At 71.6% G+C, this 16,462-nt stretch carries 10 protein-coding genes; 5 read left to right on the top strand and 5 right to left on the bottom strand.

The features are described from left to right. Positions 1-19 precede the first annotated feature (19 nt). From ACGFSC_RS37015 to ACGFSC_RS36995, 5 genes are all read left to right on the top strand, one after another. A complete protein-coding gene (locus ACGFSC_RS37015) occupies positions 20-742 on the top strand; it encodes a VIT1/CCC1 transporter family protein (protein ID WP_359910245.1) in 723 nt (240 codons plus the stop codon). A gap of 417 nt (positions 743-1,159) precedes the next feature. Continuing rightward, on the top strand, positions 1,160-5,761 hold the full coding sequence (gltB, locus tag ACGFSC_RS37010) for a glutamate synthase large subunit (RefSeq protein ID WP_359910242.1): 4,602 nt from the start codon (positions 1,160-1,162) through the stop codon (positions 5,759-5,761). Beyond that, positions 5,754-7,214, top strand: a complete 1,461-nt coding sequence (locus ACGFSC_RS37005; RefSeq protein ID WP_359910173.1) for a glutamate synthase subunit beta — start codon at positions 5,754-5,756, stop codon at positions 7,212-7,214. Before gltB ends, ACGFSC_RS37005 begins: the two co-directional genes overlap by 8 nt. Before the next feature lie 370 nt (positions 7,215-7,584). Further along, positions 7,585-8,451 carry a helix-turn-helix transcriptional regulator gene (locus tag ACGFSC_RS37000; protein WP_359910170.1) on the top strand — a complete coding sequence of 289 codons (867 nt, stop codon included), beginning with the start codon at positions 7,585-7,587 and terminating at the stop codon, positions 8,449-8,451. A gap of 49 nt (positions 8,452-8,500) precedes the next feature. After that, a complete protein-coding gene (locus tag ACGFSC_RS36995) occupies positions 8,501-9,958 on the top strand; it encodes an aldehyde dehydrogenase family protein (RefSeq protein ID WP_359910239.1) in 1,458 nt (485 codons plus the stop codon). Positions 9,959-10,018: 60 nt separating this feature from the next. On the opposite strand, the gene ACGFSC_RS36990 is transcribed toward ACGFSC_RS36995, so the two are convergent. The 5 genes from ACGFSC_RS36990 to ACGFSC_RS36970 all read right to left on the bottom strand — a co-directional run bounded on the left by ACGFSC_RS36990 (position 10,019) and on the right by ACGFSC_RS36970 (position 16,183). After that, complete coding sequence (locus ACGFSC_RS36990) at positions 10,019-10,588, bottom strand: Uma2 family endonuclease (RefSeq protein ID WP_359910167.1); 570 nt, start codon at positions 10,586-10,588, stop codon at positions 10,019-10,021. Positions 10,589-10,661: 73 nt separating this feature from the next. Further along, positions 10,662-12,497, bottom strand: a complete 1,836-nt coding sequence (locus ACGFSC_RS36985) for a 5'-nucleotidase C-terminal domain-containing protein (protein ID WP_359910164.1) — start codon at positions 12,495-12,497, stop codon at positions 10,662-10,664. A gap of 287 nt (positions 12,498-12,784) precedes the next feature. Further along, complete coding sequence (locus ACGFSC_RS36980) at positions 12,785-13,450, bottom strand: hypothetical protein (protein WP_359910161.1); 666 nt, start codon at positions 13,448-13,450, stop codon at positions 12,785-12,787. Further along, positions 13,437-15,095, bottom strand: a complete 1,659-nt coding sequence (locus ACGFSC_RS36975) for an extracellular solute-binding protein (RefSeq protein ID WP_359910158.1) — start codon at positions 15,093-15,095, stop codon at positions 13,437-13,439. Before ACGFSC_RS36975 ends, ACGFSC_RS36980 begins: the two co-directional genes overlap by 14 nt. Then, the gene (locus ACGFSC_RS36970) at positions 15,092-16,183 is read right to left on the bottom strand and encodes a hypothetical protein (protein WP_359910155.1); all 1,092 of its coding nucleotides are present in this window, start codon (positions 16,181-16,183) and stop codon (positions 15,092-15,094) included. The genes ACGFSC_RS36975 and ACGFSC_RS36970 overlap by 4 nt, the downstream gene beginning before the upstream one ends. Between the last annotated feature and the right edge of the window lie 279 nt (positions 16,184-16,462).

The following is a 16,462-nucleotide window of genomic DNA, read 5'->3' as shown; positions in this document are numbered from 1 at the left end:
GACGATGAGCACGATCACCATGGAGGCCGACGCCGGACACCAGCCCCGGATACCCGCGGCCGACCACCACCGGGACGTCAACGGTGGCTGGCTGCGGCCGGCCGTGTTCGGCGCGGTGGACGGGCTGGTGTCCAACTTCGCGCTGATGACCGGCGTGGTCGGCGGCGCGGCGTCCAACGGGACGGTGATCCTGACCGGGCTGGCGGGCCTGGCGGCCGGCGCCTGCTCGATGGCGGCGGGGGAGTACACCTCGGTGGCCTCGCAGCGGGAGCTGGTGCAGGCCGAGATCGAGGTCGAGCGGCTGGAGCTGAGCCGCAATCCGCACGGGGAGCTGGCCGAGCTGGCCCAGCTGTACGTGTCGCGCGGGGTGGACCCGGAGCTGGCGCACGAGGTGGCCCGGCAGCTGTCCGCCGACCCGGAGCTGGCCCTGGAGGTGCACGCCCGCGAGGAGCTGGGCGTCGACCCGACCGACCTGCCCTCGCCGCTGGTGGCGGCCGGCTCGTCGTTCCTGTGCTTCGCGCTCGGCGCGCTGCTGCCGCTGCTGCCGTACCTGCTGGGGGCGACCGCGCTGCTGCCCGCGATGCTGCTGGCCGGGGCCGGGCTGTTCCTGTGCGGCGCGGTGGTGGCCCGGGTGACGGCGCGCAGCTGGTGGTTCAGCGGGCTGCGGCAGCTGGTGCTGGGCGGTGCGGCGGCCGGGGTGACCTACCTGCTCGGGTGGCTGATCGGCGGCCATGTGGGCTGACCGGAGTCGTGCATGACTATGCTGAGCAGTGCGTGACGTTTCACACATGGGCGCCCGGCGACGCCTGGCACTGTCTCACCATTCGGGCCCCCGAGCCGCGGATTCGCATCCGCGGACGGGCTCCCGGGATGGAATCGCAGGCGCCCATGATCGGCTTCTGTGGCGATCCGGTTTCGCCCCTGTTTCGGGCGGTGGACGGTTGGGCACAATCGTCAGGACGTGCACTGTGGCGCGTCCTCCCCCACACCCCCTGACCTGCGTGTCGTCCCGCCATGTGGACGGGATATTCCGCTTCTCGGGATCATGGGCATCATGTAACTTGCACGACACCGCACCATCGCATCAGGGCCAACGTCGTCCCTACTTGCACCAACTTGCCGAAAGACGACGACGGGAGAGCCGATGCTGTCTGCATCCATGCACTCCGCCAACGAGCCCCAGGCCGGCGCCGCCCGCCAGCCGTACGCGCTCGTGCCGGATGCGCGACCTGCTGCTCAGGGCCTGTACGACCCGCGGAACGAGCACGACGCCTGTGGCGTCGGTTTCGTCGCCACGCTGACCGGCATCGCCGACCACACCATCGTCGAGCAGGCGCTGAACGTCCTGCGCAACCTGGAGCACCGCGGCGCCACCGGCGCCGACCCCGACTCCGGCGACGGCGCGGGCATCCTGACCCAGATCCCCGACGCCTTCCTGCGCGGGAAGGTCTCCTTCGAGCTCCCGGCGGCCGGCTCCTACGCCGTCGGCATCGCCTTCCTGCCGGAGGACGACGAGAAGGACGCCGCGGCCGTCGCCCGGATCGAGGGCATCGCCGCCGAGGAGGGCCTGACCGTCCTCGGCTGGCGCGACGTCCCGGTCACCCCCGACCTGCTCGGCGCCGCCGCCCGCAGCGCGATGCCGCGCTTCCGGCAGGTCTTCCTGGCAGGCGCCGACCGGGCCGGCATCGAGCTGGACCGGATCGCCTTCGTGGTCCGCAAGCGCGCCGAGCGCGAGGCCGGGGTGTACTTCCCGTCGCTGTCCGCGCGCACCATCGTCTACAAGGGCATGCTGACCACCGGCCAGCTGGAGCCCTTCTTCCCCGACCTGTCGGACCGCAGCTACGCGTCCGCGATCGGCCTGGTGCACTCGCGGTTCTCCACCAACACCTTCCCGAGCTGGCCGCTCGCCCACCCGTACCGCTTCGTCGCCCACAACGGCGAGATCAACACGGTCAAGGGCAACCGCAACTGGATGCACGCCCGGGAATCGCAGCTCGCCACCGACCTCATCCCCGCCAACAGCAACGGGCAGGGCCTGGAGCGGATCTTCCCGATCTGCACCCCGGACCACTCCGACTCGGCCTCCTTCGACGAGGTCCTGGAGCTGCTCCACCTCGGCGGCCGCTCGCTGCCGCACTCGGTGCTGATGATGATCCCGGAGGCGTGGGAGAACCACGCCACCATGAGCCCCGCCCGCCGCGCCTTCTACCAGTACCACTCCAACCTGATGGAGCCCTGGGACGGCCCGGCCTGCGTCACCTTCACCGACGGCAACCAGATCGGCGCCGTGCTCGACCGCAACGGCCTGCGCCCGGCCCGGTACTGGATCACCGAGGACGGCCTGGTCGTCCTCTCCTCCGAGGTCGGCGTGCTCGACATCGACCAGGAGAAGGTCACCAGGAAGGGCCGCCTCCAGCCCGGCCGGATGTTCCTGGTGGACACCGCAGAGGGCCGGATCGTCCCGGACGAGGAGGTCAAGTCCGCCCTCGCCGCCGAGCACCCCTACGAGGAGTGGGTCGACGGCGGGCAGATCCAGCTCGCCAAGCTGCCCGAGCGCGAGCACATCGCCCACACCCACGCCTCCGTCACCCGCCGCCAGCAGACCTTCGGCTACACCGAGGAGGAGCTGCGGGTCGTCCTCGCGCCGATGGCCCGCACCGGCGCCGAGGCGCTCGGCTCGATGGGCACCGACTCGCCGATCGCCGCACTGAGCGAGAAGCCCCGGCTGCTGTTCGACTACTTCGTGCAGCTCTTCGCGCAGGTCACCAACCCGCCGCTGGACGCCATCCGCGAGGAGCTCGTCACCTCGCTGCTGTCCAACCTCGGCCCCGAGGGCAACCTGCTGGCCGCCGAGGCCGCCGCCTGCCGCTCGGTCGGCATCACCTTCCCGGTGATCGACAACGACGAGCTGGCCAAGCTCGTCCACATCAACGCCGACGGCGACCAGCCCGGCCTCAAGGCCGTCACGCTCTCCGGCCTCTACAAGGTCGCCACCGGCGGCCAGGGCCTGGCCTCCCGGCTCGCCGAGATCGCCGCCGAGGCCGACGCGGCGATCGCCGACGGCGCCCGGATCATCGTGCTCTCCGACCGGCACTCCGACGCCGAGCACGCGCCGATCCCCTCGCTGCTGCTCACCTCGGCCGTCCACCACCACCTGATCCGCACCAAGCAGCGCACCCGGGTGTCGCTGCTGGTCGAGGCGGGCGACGTCCGCGAGGTGCACCACGTCGCGCTGCTGATCGGCTACGGCGCCGGGGCGGTCAACCCGTACCTGGCGATGGAGTCGGTCGAGGACCTGGTCGCCCAGGGCGTGTTCATCGCGGGCGTCGAGCCCGAGAAGGCCATCCGGAACCTGATCAAGGCGCTCGGCAAGGGCGTGCTCAAGGTCATGTCCAAGATGGGCATCTCGACCGTGGCCTCCTACCGCGGCGCCCAGGTCTTCGAGGCCATCGGCCTCTCCCACGACCTGGTCGACGGCTACTTCGCCGGCACCACCACCAAGCTCGGCGGCATCGGCCTGGAGGAGATCGCCCGCGAGACGGCCGCCCGGCACGCCAAGGCGTACCCGGCCTCCGGCATCCCGGCCGCGCACCGCGCCCTGGAGATCGGCGGCGAGTACCAGTGGCGCCGCGAGGGCGAGCCGCACCTGTTCGACCCGGACACCGTCTTCCGGCTCCAGCACGCCACCCGCAACCGCCGCTACGACATCTTCAAGCAGTACACGGACCGGGTGAACGAGCAGTCCGAGCGGCTCATGACGCTGCGCGGCCTGTTCCAGCTGGACGGCCTCGGCCGGGAGCCGATCCCGGTCGAGGAGGTCGAGCCGGTCTCCGAGATCGTCAAGCGCTTCTCCACCGGCGCCATGTCGTACGGCTCGATCTCGCGCGAGGCGCACGAGACCCTGGCCATCGCGATGAACCGCCTCGGCGGCAAGTCCAACACCGGCGAGGGCGGCGAGGACCCGGACCGGCTGTACGACCCGGAGCGCCGCTCGGCGATCAAGCAGGTCGCCTCCGGCCGGTTCGGCGTCACCTCCGAGTACCTGGTCAACGCCGACGACATCCAGATCAAGATGGCCCAGGGCGCCAAGCCCGGCGAGGGCGGCCAGCTGCCCGGCCACAAGGTGTACCCCTGGGTCGCCAGGACCCGGCACTCCACCCCGGGCGTCGGCTTGATCTCGCCGCCGCCGCACCACGACATCTACTCGATCGAGGACCTGGCACAGCTGATCCACGACCTCAAGAACGCCAACCCGGCGGCCCGCATCCACGTGAAGCTGGTCTCCGAGGTCGGCGTCGGGACGGTCGCCGCGGGCGTGTCCAAGGCGCACGCGGACGTCGTGCTGGTGTCCGGGCACGACGGCGGGACGGGCGCCTCGCCGCTCACCTCGCTGAAGCACGCCGGCGGGCCCTGGGAGCTCGGACTCGCCGAGACCCAGCAGACGCTGCTGCTCAACGGGCTGCGCGAGCGCATCGTCGTCCAGACCGACGGCCAGCTGAAGACCGGCCGCGACGTGGTGATCGCCGCGCTGCTCGGCGCCGAGGAGTTCGGCTTCGCGACCGCCCCGCTGGTGGTCTCCGGCTGCATCATGATGCGCGTCTGCCACCTGGACACCTGCCCGGTCGGCGTCGCCACCCAGAACCCGGTGCTGCGCGAGCGGTTCTCCGGCAAGCCCGAATTCGTGGTCAACTTCTTCGAGTTCATCGCCGAGGAGGTCCGGGAGATCCTGGCCTCGCTGGGCCTGCGCTCGATCGAGGAGGCCGTCGGCCACGCCGAGCACATCGACGCCCGGGCCGCGATCGACCACTGGAAGGCCGCCGGGCTGGACCTCGCCCCGCTGTTCCACGTGCCCGCGCTGCCCGAAGGGGCCGCCCGGCACCGCACCACCACCCAGGACCACGCGCTCGACAAGGCCCTGGACAACCAGCTGATCACGCTCGCCGAGGACGCGCTGGAGCGCGGCGACGCCGTCCGCATCCAGCTGCCGATCCGCAACGTCAACCGCACCGTCGGCACCATGCTCGGCCACGAGGTGACCAAGCGGTACCGCGGCGAGGGCCTGCCGGAGGGGACCATCGACGTCACCTTCACCGGCTCCGCCGGGCAGTCCTTCGGCGCGTTCCTGCCGCGCGGCGTGACCCTGCGCCTGGAGGGCGACGCCAACGACTACGTCGGCAAGGGCCTCTCGGGCGGCGTCGTCGTCGTCCGCCCGGCCCGCGAGGCGGCGGCCATCGGCAACGACGCCCAGAACCACGTCATCGCCGGCAACACCATCGGCTACGGCGCCACCTCGGGCCGCGTCCACCTGCGCGGCAAGGCCGGCGAGCGCTTCGCCGTCCGCAACTCCGGGGCCACCCTGGTGGTCGAGGGCGTGGGCGACCACGGCCTGGAGTACATGACCGGCGGCCGGGTCGTCGTCCTCGGCGAGACCGGACGCAACCTCGCGGCGGGCATGTCCGGCGGCATCGCGTACGTCCTGGACCTGCGCCCCGCCAACGTCAACGACGGCATGGTGGGCATCGAGGCCCCCACCGCCGCCGACCGCGACTGGCTGCGCGACACCGTGCAGCAGCACTACGAGGAGACCGGCTCCACCGTCGCCGCCGAACTCCTGGCGGACTGGGGCAGCGGGGTCTCCCGCTTCTCCAAGATCATGCCGACCGACTACAAGGCAGTGCTCGCCGCCAAGGACGCCGCTGAGCGCGATGGCCTCTCCGAGGCCGAGACCACCGCGAAGATGATGGAGGCGGCTAATGGCTGACCCCAAGGGCTTCCTGACCACGCCCAAGCAGCTGGCCGAGCGCCGCCCGGTCGACGTCCGCCTCAAGGACTGGAACGAGGTCTACGTCGAGCGCAGCCTCCTGCCGATCATCACCAAGCAGGCCGGCCGCTGCATGGACTGCGGCATCCCGTTCTGCCACAACGGCTGCCCGCTCGGGAACCTCATCCCCGAGTGGAACGACCTGGCCTACCGGGACGACTTCGTCGGCGCGATCGAGCGGCTGCACGCCACCAACAACTTCCCGGAGTTCACCGGCCGGCTCTGCCCGGCTCCGTGCGAGTCCGCGTGCGTCCTCGGCATCAACCAGGACGCGGTGACCATCAAGAACGTCGAGGTCACCATCATCGACAAGGCCTGGGACCGGGGCGGGGTCACCCCGCAGGTGCCCGAGCGGCTCTCCGGCAAGACCGTCGCCGTGGTGGGCTCCGGCCCGGCCGGCCTCGCCGCCGCCCAGCAGCTCACCCGGGCCGGGCACACCGTCGTGGTGTACGAGCGGGCCGACCGGATCGGCGGACTGCTGCGCTACGGCATCCCCGAGTTCAAGATGGAGAAGCGCCACATCAACCGCCGCATCGAGCAGATGCGGGCGGAGGGCACCCGGTTCCGCACCGGCGTGCACGTCGGCGAGGACATCACCGGCCAGCAGCTGCGCGAGCGCTTCGACGCCGTGGTCGTCGCGGCCGGCGCCACCACCGCCCGCGACCTGCCGGTGCCCGGGCGCGAGCTCAAGGGCATCCACCAGGCCATGGAGTACCTGCCGCTCGCCAACAAGGTGCAGGAGGGCGACTTCGTCGAGTCCCCGATCAGCGCCAAGGGCAAGCACGTGGTCGTGATCGGCGGCGGCGACACCGGCGCGGACTGCGTCGGCACCGCCCACCGGCAGGGGGCGGCCTCCGTCACCCAGCTGGAGATCATGCCGCGGCCCGGCGAGGAGCGGCCCGGGCACCAGCCGTGGCCGACCATGCCGATGACCTACAAGGTCACCTCCGCGCACGAGGAGGGCGGCGAGCGGATCTACTCCGTCAACACCACCCGCTTCACCGGCGACGAGGACGGCAACGTCCAGGAACTGCACCTCGTCGAGGTGGAGTTCAAGGACGGCCGGTTCGAGCCGGTGCCCGGCACCGAGCGGGCCGTCCCGGCACAGCTGGTCACCCTGGCCATGGGCTTCACCGGGACGGACGTGCGGAACGGGCTGGTCGAGCAGCTGGGAGCGGACCTCGACGCGCGCGGTAACATTGCCCGCGATGGCCGGTTCGCCACCAATGTCGATGGCGTGTACGTCTGCGGAGACGCCGGCCGTGGCCAGTCGCTGATCGTCTGGGCCATCGCGGAAGGCCGTTCGGCCGCCGCCGCGGTGGACAGGTACCTGGGCGGCAAGACCCCGCTTCCCGCCCCGATCCGGCCCACGGACCGCCCCCTGGTGGTCTGACGGACGGACGGTCCGACCGGCCTCCACCGAACGCCCGGCGCCGCATCGCCGGGAGCTCAACCCGCTGCCCCCGCCAGCGTCGCCGGGCCAACGCGGTCTCCTGGCGCCTGCCCTCTTCCCCGACCAGTTGGAGGGCGGGCGCCGTCGCGTTCCCCGACGGCCGTCCGGCGCCGGGAGCAGCAGCTCGGGGCCCGGAACTCCGGGCCGGGGACGACCCGGACACCGCCCGGGCTGCGGCGACTCCCGGACAAACGTCCGGAGCCGTGATCCGTCCGGCGGGATCCCGCACAGTGGGCTGTTGTTCGTCGGTGCCAAGTGGCAGACTGCGGCCGACGGCCGGGGGGCTGGGCGAGTGCGGAGGACGACTTCGATGGGCACGACTCAGGCAGGCGGGGGCGCCACCGTACGGCGTCTGCTGCTCGGCACCCAGCTGCGCAAGCTCCGCGAGGCCAGAGGCGTCAGTCGGGAGGAGGCCGGGTACTCGATCCGCGCCTCCGAGTCCAAGATCAGCCGGATGGAGCTCGGCCGGGTCGGCTTCAAGGAACGCGACGTGGCCGACCTGCTGACCCTGTACGGGGTCGAGGCCGATCAGGAGCGGGCCACCGTCCTCGGACTGCTGCGCGACGCCAACGTCAGCTCCTGGTGGCACGAGTACGGGGACGTGCTGCCCGGCTGGTTCCAGAACTACCTGGGGCTGGAGGAGGCCGCGGCCGAGATCCGCAGCTACGAGGTCCAGTTCGTCCACGGGCTGCTCCAGACCGCCGACTACGCCCGGGCCGTGGTCACCGCCGGCGGCCACGTCCACGGGCCGGAGGAGATCGAGCGCAGGGTCGACGTACGGCTCAAGCGGCAGGCGGTGCTGACCGCCGAGCGGGCGCCGCAGCTGGTCGCCGTACTGGACGAGGCCGCGCTGCGCCGGCCCTGGGGCGGGCCGGAGCTGATGCGCGGCCAGCTGGACCGGCTGCTGGAGCTCGGCGAGCTGCCCAACGTCCGGCTCCAGGTGCTGCCGCTGGGCAACGCCGGGCTGAGCGCGGAGAGCGGCGCCTTCACCGTCCTGGGCTTCGCCGAGGCCGAGTTGGCGGACGTGGTGTACCTGGAGCAGTTCACCACCGCGCTCTACCTCGACAAGCCGGCGGAGGTGGCCGAGTACCGGCACGCGATGGACGACCTGGTCGCGGACAGCCTGAGCCCGGAACCGACCCGGAACCTGCTGTACGCGATGCGCCAGGAGTTGTAATACGTCAGTACGATGACTTCCCATCAGGTCGGTGCATGAGAGGGAACAGATGTCGTACTTCTCCGAGTTGGCGCTGCAGTACATCGACGGCGAGTGGTGCAGCGGCAGCGGCTCCTGGGACATCGTCGACGTCGACCCCTACACCGGCGACAAGCTCGCCACCATCACCGTCGCCACCGGCGCCGAGGTCGACCGGGCCTACCGCGCCGCCGAGCGCGCCCAGAAGGCATGGGCCGCCGCCAACCCGTACCAGCGGCGGCTGGTCTTCGAGCGCGCGCTGCGGCTGCTGGAGGAGCGCGAGCCGGAGATCGTCCCGGCGATCATGGCGGAACTCGGCGGCACCGCGCTGAAGGCGGGCTTCGAGCTGTCGCTCGTCAAGGACGTGCTGCGGGAGTGCCTGCACCTGTCGGTGGCCTCCGAGGGCCGGCTGCTGGCCTCGCCCGCCCCGGGCCGGGAGAACCGGCTCTACCGGCTGCCGGTCGGCGTCGTCGGCGTGATCAGCCCCTTCAACTTCCCGCTGTTCCTGGCGCTCAAGGCCGTCGCCCCGGCCCTCGCGCTCGGCAACGGCGTCGTCCTCAAGCCGCACCAGGAGACCCCGGTCGTCGGCGGCGGACTGATCGCCAAGCTCTTCGAGGACGCGGGGCTGCCGCCCGGCCTGCTGAACGTGGTGATCACCGACATCGCCGAGATCGGCGACAGCTTCCTGGAGCACCCGGTGCCCAAGGTGATCTCCTTCACCGGCTCCGACAAGATCGGCCGGCACGTCGCCACCGTCGCCGCCGCGCACTTCAAGCGGACGGTCCTGGAGCTCGGCGGCAACAGCGCGCTGATCGTGCTCGACGACGCCGACGTGGACCACGCCGTGGACGCCGCGGTGTTCAGCCGCTTCGTCCACCAGGGACAGGTCTGCATGGCCGCCAACCGGGTGCTGGTGGACCGCCGCGTCGAGGCCGAGTTCACCGAGAAGTTCGTCGCCAAGGTCGCCTCGCTCACCGTCGGCGACCCGAGGGACCCGGCCACCCACATCGGCCCGCTGATCAACCCCGTCCAGGCCGGCGCCCTCGACGCCCAGGTCGACCAGGCGCTCGCGGCCGGCGCCACCGCGCTGCTGCGCGGCACCACGGTCGGCAGCCTGATGGCGCCGACCGTGCTCACCGGCCTCGCCGAGGACGCGCCGATCCTGCGGAACGAACTCTTCGGCCCGGTCGTGCTGCTGGTGCCCTTCGACGGCGAGGACGAGGCCGTGCGGCTCGCCAACAACACGCCGTTCGGACTCAGCGGCGCGGTGCACACCGCGAACGTCGAGCGCGGCGTGAAGCTCGCCCAGCGGATCGAGACCGGCATGATCCACGTCAACGGCGGCACCATCGCCGACGAGCCGGGCGTGCCCTTCGGCGGCGAGAAGAACTCCGGCGTCGGCCGCCTCAACGGCGAGTCCACGGTGGACGCCTTCACCACGCTGAAGTGGATCTCCGTCCAGCACGAGCGCGCGGTCTTCCCGTTCTGACCGGGGGTTCCCGAAGACACGGAGGGCCTCCCGGCGGAAGCCGCCGGGAGGCCCGTGGTCTCAGGCGGGGTAGCGGAGCAGGGTGTCGGTGGCGAGTTCGAAGCCGAAGGGGGCCGGCAGCGGCACACGGTCACCGAACTTGCCGTTCCACCGCTGGTGGTAGCCGCTGCCGGATGGCTCGGAGTAGAGCGTCAGGTCGCCCTCGCGCGGATCGATCACCAGGTACAGCGGGATGGCCATCAGCGGGTAGTCGCGGACCTTGCCGACCAGGTCGTTCTCCGGGTTCGACGGGGAGACGATCTCCACGGCGATGGCTGCCTGCTCGGCGGGGACCTGGTTGCCGGCCTCCTCCAGTGCCGAGAGGGGGATGTAGGTCAGGTCGGGGTTGCGCAGCTTGCCGACGTTCGGGGAGGCGAGGTCGGTGTTCTCGCTCGGCATCAGGTCGGCGGGTTCGTGGGCCTCGAACTGCCTGCGGATGAGCAGCAGGTTGCGCTGGTGGATCACCGAGGGGCCGGCCATCACGATGATCTCGTCGCCGGAGATCTCGGTCTTCCACCCGTTGGGAGGCGTCAGACTCTGCGCGTAGGCCAGCAGCCGGGCGTGGCGGTCTGGGATCCGGGACTCGCTCATGGCGCCATTCTTCCACCGGGCAGGCCGAGAGGCCGTCGCCGGTGGGGCGACGGCCTCTCGGCGGGGGTGTCGGTCAGAAGACCGGCTGGCCGGCGCGGACGAGGCGCCAGGAGTCGGTGAAGAACTCGGCGGGGTCGATGGTGCCCTTGGCCTTCACCCAGGCGATCATGGTGTTGCGGATCTCGTCGGAGTTCGACCAGACCATCTTGGCCTTGGCGACGTGCGGGAAGTTGCCGCCGCCGTTGGCCCGGTAGTTGTTGACGGCGAGGACGAACTCGGCGGCCGGGTCGATCGGCTTGCCCTGGAAGGACAGGTTGACGATCCGCGAGCCCTTCGGCTGGGCGATGTCGATGTCGTAGCTCAGGCCGTAGACCGAGTCGTAGTTGTAGTCCGGGGTGGCCTCGGCACCGGTCAGGGCCTCCTTGTCGACCGGGGCGCCCGGGGCGAGCTGGTTGTAGTACTTGACCGAGTACTCCAGGTAGTCCTTGAGCTGGGCGCCCGTCAGGACGCGGGCCTCCAGGGTGTTCTCGTAGATGTAGAGGCCCGCGGCGTCGCGCAGCTTGACCTGGCCGGACGGGATCAGCGCGGTGCGGTTGAACGGGGCGGCCTGGGCCAGCACCGGGAGCTTGGCGTACTGCCCGCCCGCCAGCGCGGCCTTGACGGCGTCGGCCTGGACCCTGCCGATCAGGTCGATGATCGGGGTGGCCTTGAAGCGGGCGTCGGCGATCGACAGCTCGATCTTGCTGGTGCCGATGTTCTGGTTGACGTACGCGACGACCTTCTTGTGCTGCCCGGCGATCGCGTCGGTGATCTCCGGGTTCTCCGGCACGGTGTTGGAGTTCAGCAGTCGCGCGGAGACCGAGGAGACCTTCCAGGCGCCGGCCGCGAACTCGACCTCGAAGTCGAAGCAGGTCAGCCGCTGGCCGTAGCAGAGCGGCTCGGAGAGCACGACCGTCCGGCCGGTCTTCTTGTTGACGACCAGGCGCTGCGCGATCTCCTTGTGGGCGTGGCCCACCAGCACCGCGTCGATGTCGGGGACGGTCTCCGCCAGGGCCACCGAGGCGTTCTCGGCCCAGGGCAGCTGGTCGCCCCAGGTGGTCGCCTCGTCGCAGCCGGAGTGCGAGGAGACCACGATGACGTCCGCGCCGGCCGCCTTCATCTTCGGCACCCAGGCGGCGGCGGTCTCGACGATGCCCGGGAAGACCATCTTGCCGCTGACGTTGGCCTTGTCCCAGATCGCGATGCCCGGGTTGGTGAGGCCGAGGATGCCGACCTTCACCGGGCGGCCGCCGCCCAGGCGCAGCTCCTTGATCACGTACGGCTTGAAGGCCGGCTTCTCGTTCTTCGCGTTCAGCGCGTTGGCGCCGAGCAGCGGGAACTCCAGCTGGTCCTGGTAGGCCTTCAGGAGCGGGATGCCGTAGTTGAACTCGTGGTTGCCGAGCGCGGCGGCGTCGTACTCCATGAGGTTCATGGCGACGGCCATCGGGTGGTCCGGCACGGTGTCGGCCTCGGTGTCGATCGACTCGATCCGGGCGTAGTAGTAGGACAGCTGGGTGCCCTGGATGGTGTCGCCCGAGTCGATCAGCAGGCAGCGGTTCCAGCCCTTCTCCTCGCGCACCTGGTTGGCCAGCGTGGAGATCTTGGCGAGGCCGACCGCGTTGTGGGCCTTGTCGCTGTACTCGGCGTCGGTGAAGTAGTCCCAGTTGAGCACCCGGCCGTGCAGATCGGTGGTGCCCATGACGGTGAAGGCCTGCTTGTTCGGCTGGCGCTGCTGGCCCTTGGCGGCCGCCGTGTCCGGCTGGGCGGCCGCGGCGGAGGGGGCGGCGGCCAGGGTGGCGCCACCGGCCAGGGCGGCGCCGGCGGCGGTGGCGGCGGACCGGGTGACGAAGTCACGGCGGTTCAGGGGCATGGACGACTCTCCCGAGTGGGAACGACGGCGGATGGACCGTCAACTGGCATTCGTTGGCAAGTGCGCGTGTACGCGTCGACGCGCGTAGAAGGACGCGCGTAGAAGTGTGCCGTGCGGCCCGGGGTGGTGGATAGCCCCCGGACCTGTCCAAGAGGTGAGATCTTGGCGACTCGTTCGTGACGGGAACGGGGGAGGTCCGGGGTGGTAGGGCCGGATGGCGGATGGCGGATGGCGGGCGGCGGGTCAGGACGGCGGACGGGGGGCAGACGGCGGGTCAGGACGGGGGGTCAGGACAATTCGCCCATGAGCCGGTCGATCTCGTGGCCCAGCCGGAGCGCCGGGTCCGGATCGTCCGGCCCCGCCCACGGCTGCCAGGTCCGGGCCCGCAGGTAACCGGCCACCGCGACCGGCAGCCGGTGCCGGACGATCCGCTCCGCCGCCGGGCCCGGGCCGGCCGCCCGCAGCGCCGCCAGCAGGCCGTCCACCCCGGCGGAGGGCGGCAGCGGCACGCTGTCCAGGTAGGCGGCCAGCGCCACCAGCTCCGGATCGGGTGCGGGGGGCCGCTCGGGCGCCGGGCGCCTCGGCTCCCCGTGCTCCGGCTCCCCGCGCCCGGGCGCCCCCTCCGGCGTGTGTAGCCCCTCCTGGGCGTGCGCCCCGGAGGCCTCGGCGCCGCCGAGGGCCGTCCCCGCTCCCGTCCCCGTGCCCGTTCCGGTGCCGATCCCCGCGCCCGCCCCGGCCCCCGGCCCGATCCCGGCCCCCTCGCGGGGCCTCGGGGCGGGCGTCAGCAGCGCGCCCACCCCGTACAGTCCGACCACGACCCCCGGCCACCAGACCCCGCCCAGCCCGGCGAAGTGCAGCCCCAGACCGACCGCGCCGCCGGCGCAGCCGACCAGGTTCCGGGCCGACTCCAGGTAGCGCAGCACCCGGGGGCCGAACCCGTCACTGGTAGCCACGGATCTCCTCGAACACCCCGTCCAGCGAGCCCGTACCGTCGAACAGCTTGCCGCCGCTCAGGTCCGCGATCCCCTGGAGCTGGCCCACCGCCGCCTCCCCGAACTTGATCGGGAACACCGGGATCGACTTCTCCCCGGCCGGCAGCGCGTCGTGGAAGCGCTTGAAGTCGCCGTCCGTCGCACCGGCGTTGCTCTCCCCGTCCGTCATCAGCACGATCGAGGTGAACCGGTCGTCGCCGGCCGCCGCCTGCTGACGCTCGATCACCCGGTACGCCTCCTCCAGCGAGGAGTACACCGCCGTCCCGCCCGAGGCGGCCAGCGACTGCACGTCCGCGTCGATCGACGCCAGCTCCGTCTCCGGGCCCGGCCGGCTGCCGGTGGCCGGCACCACGTGGGTCTTGGTCCACTTCACCGCGGAGGCGAAGGAGAGCAGCGTGATCTCCTCGCGGTCCCGGAAACGGCGCGTCCCGCGGGTGTCGTCCGCCCCGGTCAGCCGGCCCAGCGCGCTCTTCAGCGCGGCGATCCGCGAGCCCTCCATCGAGCCCGAGGTGTCCAGCACGTACACCGTCCTGGACGGGCGGCGCAGCTCGTTCTGGTACGAGGCCAGCAGGCCGTCCGCGACCGCCCGGGTGCCCGGGAACGGCAGCTCCCGGCGGCGGTCCGCGGGCAGCCCGGCGGCCGGGGCCGCGCCCGCCGTCACCGGTCGGCGCAGCGTCGTCTCGGAGATCCGTTTCTGCACGTCCTCCTTGAGCAGGTACGCGGACAGCCGCTGGAAGGAGTCCCGCTGCTCCTGCGCGGCGGAGGACATCAGCGAGAGCGGGTAGTCCGCAGACACCACGCCGTCCGCCGGCCGCACCACCGTCAGCTGCTGCTGCGGCGGCAGCGTCCTGTTCAGCGACAGCAGCACCGACTCGTAGTTCACCAGCGCGCTCACCGTGCCCGACTCGGCCCGGGCGTACGCCTGCGCCAGCCAGCCGGAGGAGCCGGAGGTCAGCTTCTGGCCCTTGAAGAACTCCTTCAGCTGCGGACCCGCCTTCTGCACGTCCGCGTCGGTCAGCGCCGCGCCCGCGCCGGAGAAGGCCGAGGCCACAGCGACGAGGGTGGAGAAGCCCGAGTTGGAGCGGGACGGGTCGGCCATCCCGTACGGCAGCTTTCCGGCCGCCGCCGCCGCGCCGACCTGCGCCCAGGTGACCTTGGAACCGTCGCCCCAGCCGAGTTCGCCGAGCGCCGAGGAACGCACCCCGATCGCCACCGGCGACACCATCACCGGGGTCTCGGAGACCACCTTGGACTTGCCGGCCGGATCGAGCCGCAGGTACTGGTTCGACGGGAACCACACGGCGTCGTACTTGCCGTCGGCCCGGCCCGAGGAGACGGCGTCGGCGCCGTCCAGGGTGCCCGTCCAGGAGAACTGCACGGTCACCCCGGTGGCCTTCCGGGCATCCTCCAGGACCGGTGCCAGGTCCTGGAGTTCACTGCCCGCCAGGACGCGCAGCACGCCGGGGCGGGCGGTCTCGGCGGGCGGATCGGTGGGCTTCGGGGCGGGGTTGTCGCCGCCACCGGAGGAGGTGCAGGCGGTGGCCGCGGCCAGCACGGCGGCCAGCGCGGCCGTGAGCCAGCCGCGGCGCTTCATCGGGATGGTCACTTGGTCCCCTTCGCCGCGTTGGTCAGCTTGAGCAGGTTGTCCAGCGAGGGCAGGGTCGCCTGCTTGACCTTGGCCGCGGTCAGATCGGGTGCGAAAGTCGGCTTCTTCTCCCGCATCAGGTTCGCGAAGGCCTCCGGTTTGGCCTGCGGCCGGAGCCCGAACCCGGCCTCCAGGCCGCGGAGCACCTCGTCGTTCTGGAGGGCGTCGGCGAGCTTGCGGCCGTTGTCGGTGTGGGCCACGACGGTGTGGTCCGAGTAGACCGTGGTGTCCGGGTACAGCACCACCATGTCCCCGGTGGGCTTGCCCTGCAGCGACAGGGCGGCGGCCTGCGACTCGTACGCGAAGATCAGCGGACTGCCGATCCCCGCGCCGAAGTCCCGGAACGGCTCGTCGCTGCTGCTCTTCTGGATGCCCTGCAGCGCGTTCGCCTTGTACAGGACGTCCTTGACGGCGGCGACGCCGGCGTCGTCCGACACCACCTGGTGGTTGTTGGCGATGTAGGAGAGCAGCGCGAGGTACATCGCGCCCGAGGACGAGCTCTCCGGGTCGGTGGTGGTCACGAAGAGCTGACCGGACAGCTCGGGATGGGCGCCCGCGCCGGCCAGATCCTCCCATCTGCGGTTGCCCTTCAGCGCGTTGACGTACTCGTCCATCCGGAACGTCCACACGCCGGTGGCGTCCAGGTCGGCCAGCTTGTTGTCCCTCAGGACCTTGGCCACCGGCTCGTGCGCCACGATCACCAGCGGCGAGTAGAACGGGACCATCGGGGAGTCCTGCAGCTTCCAGATGCGCTGGATCTCCCGCGCCGGTGCCGAGCTCGCCGGGAAGGCGAAGTCCAGCCCCGGCGTCCTGCCCGCCTGGTCGCTCATCGTCCAGGAGCCGGTGGAGTCCGTCCGGACCACCAGGCCCTGCTTCGCCAACTCGGCCTTGACGTCGTCGTTCTCGAAGAAGGCGCGCTTCTCCGAGCCGATCAGGCCGGTGACGGTGACCGTCGTGGTGGTGTCCTTCTTCCGGTCGTCGGGGATCAGCGCGAAGGCGACCCCGCCCAGCAGGGCCAGGGCCGCAACCACCCCCAGTGCGCGTCGCATGCCGAACGCCTCCCCCTCGTCCGCTCCTTCGTCCGGGTGGTGACCCGGGGCGCCCCGGCATCCACCCGGGGGTGACGAGCGTCCCGCCGGGCGGGGAGCGGCGGCGGAAGCGGCGGTGAACCAGGGGTGAACACCCCTTCACGGAATCGCATCGGCAGGCGGCGCGGGAGGCGCGGGAGGCGTACGGGCGGCGCGCGGCGGCGACGTGGAGCGGGGCGCTCGCACAGCGGTCCGAGGATGTGTCAGATTGTTCAACTCGCCTTACCGCAACGGTCATCC

The sequence above is a fragment of the Kitasatospora sp. NPDC048715 genome, assembly GCF_043198905.1.
GTDB classification, from domain to species: domain Bacteria; phylum Actinomycetota; class Actinomycetes; order Streptomycetales; family Streptomycetaceae; genus Kitasatospora; species Kitasatospora lactacystinica.
The sequence above is the reverse complement of the archived record's forward strand: the minus strand, read 5'-3'. Positions and strand labels throughout refer to the sequence as shown.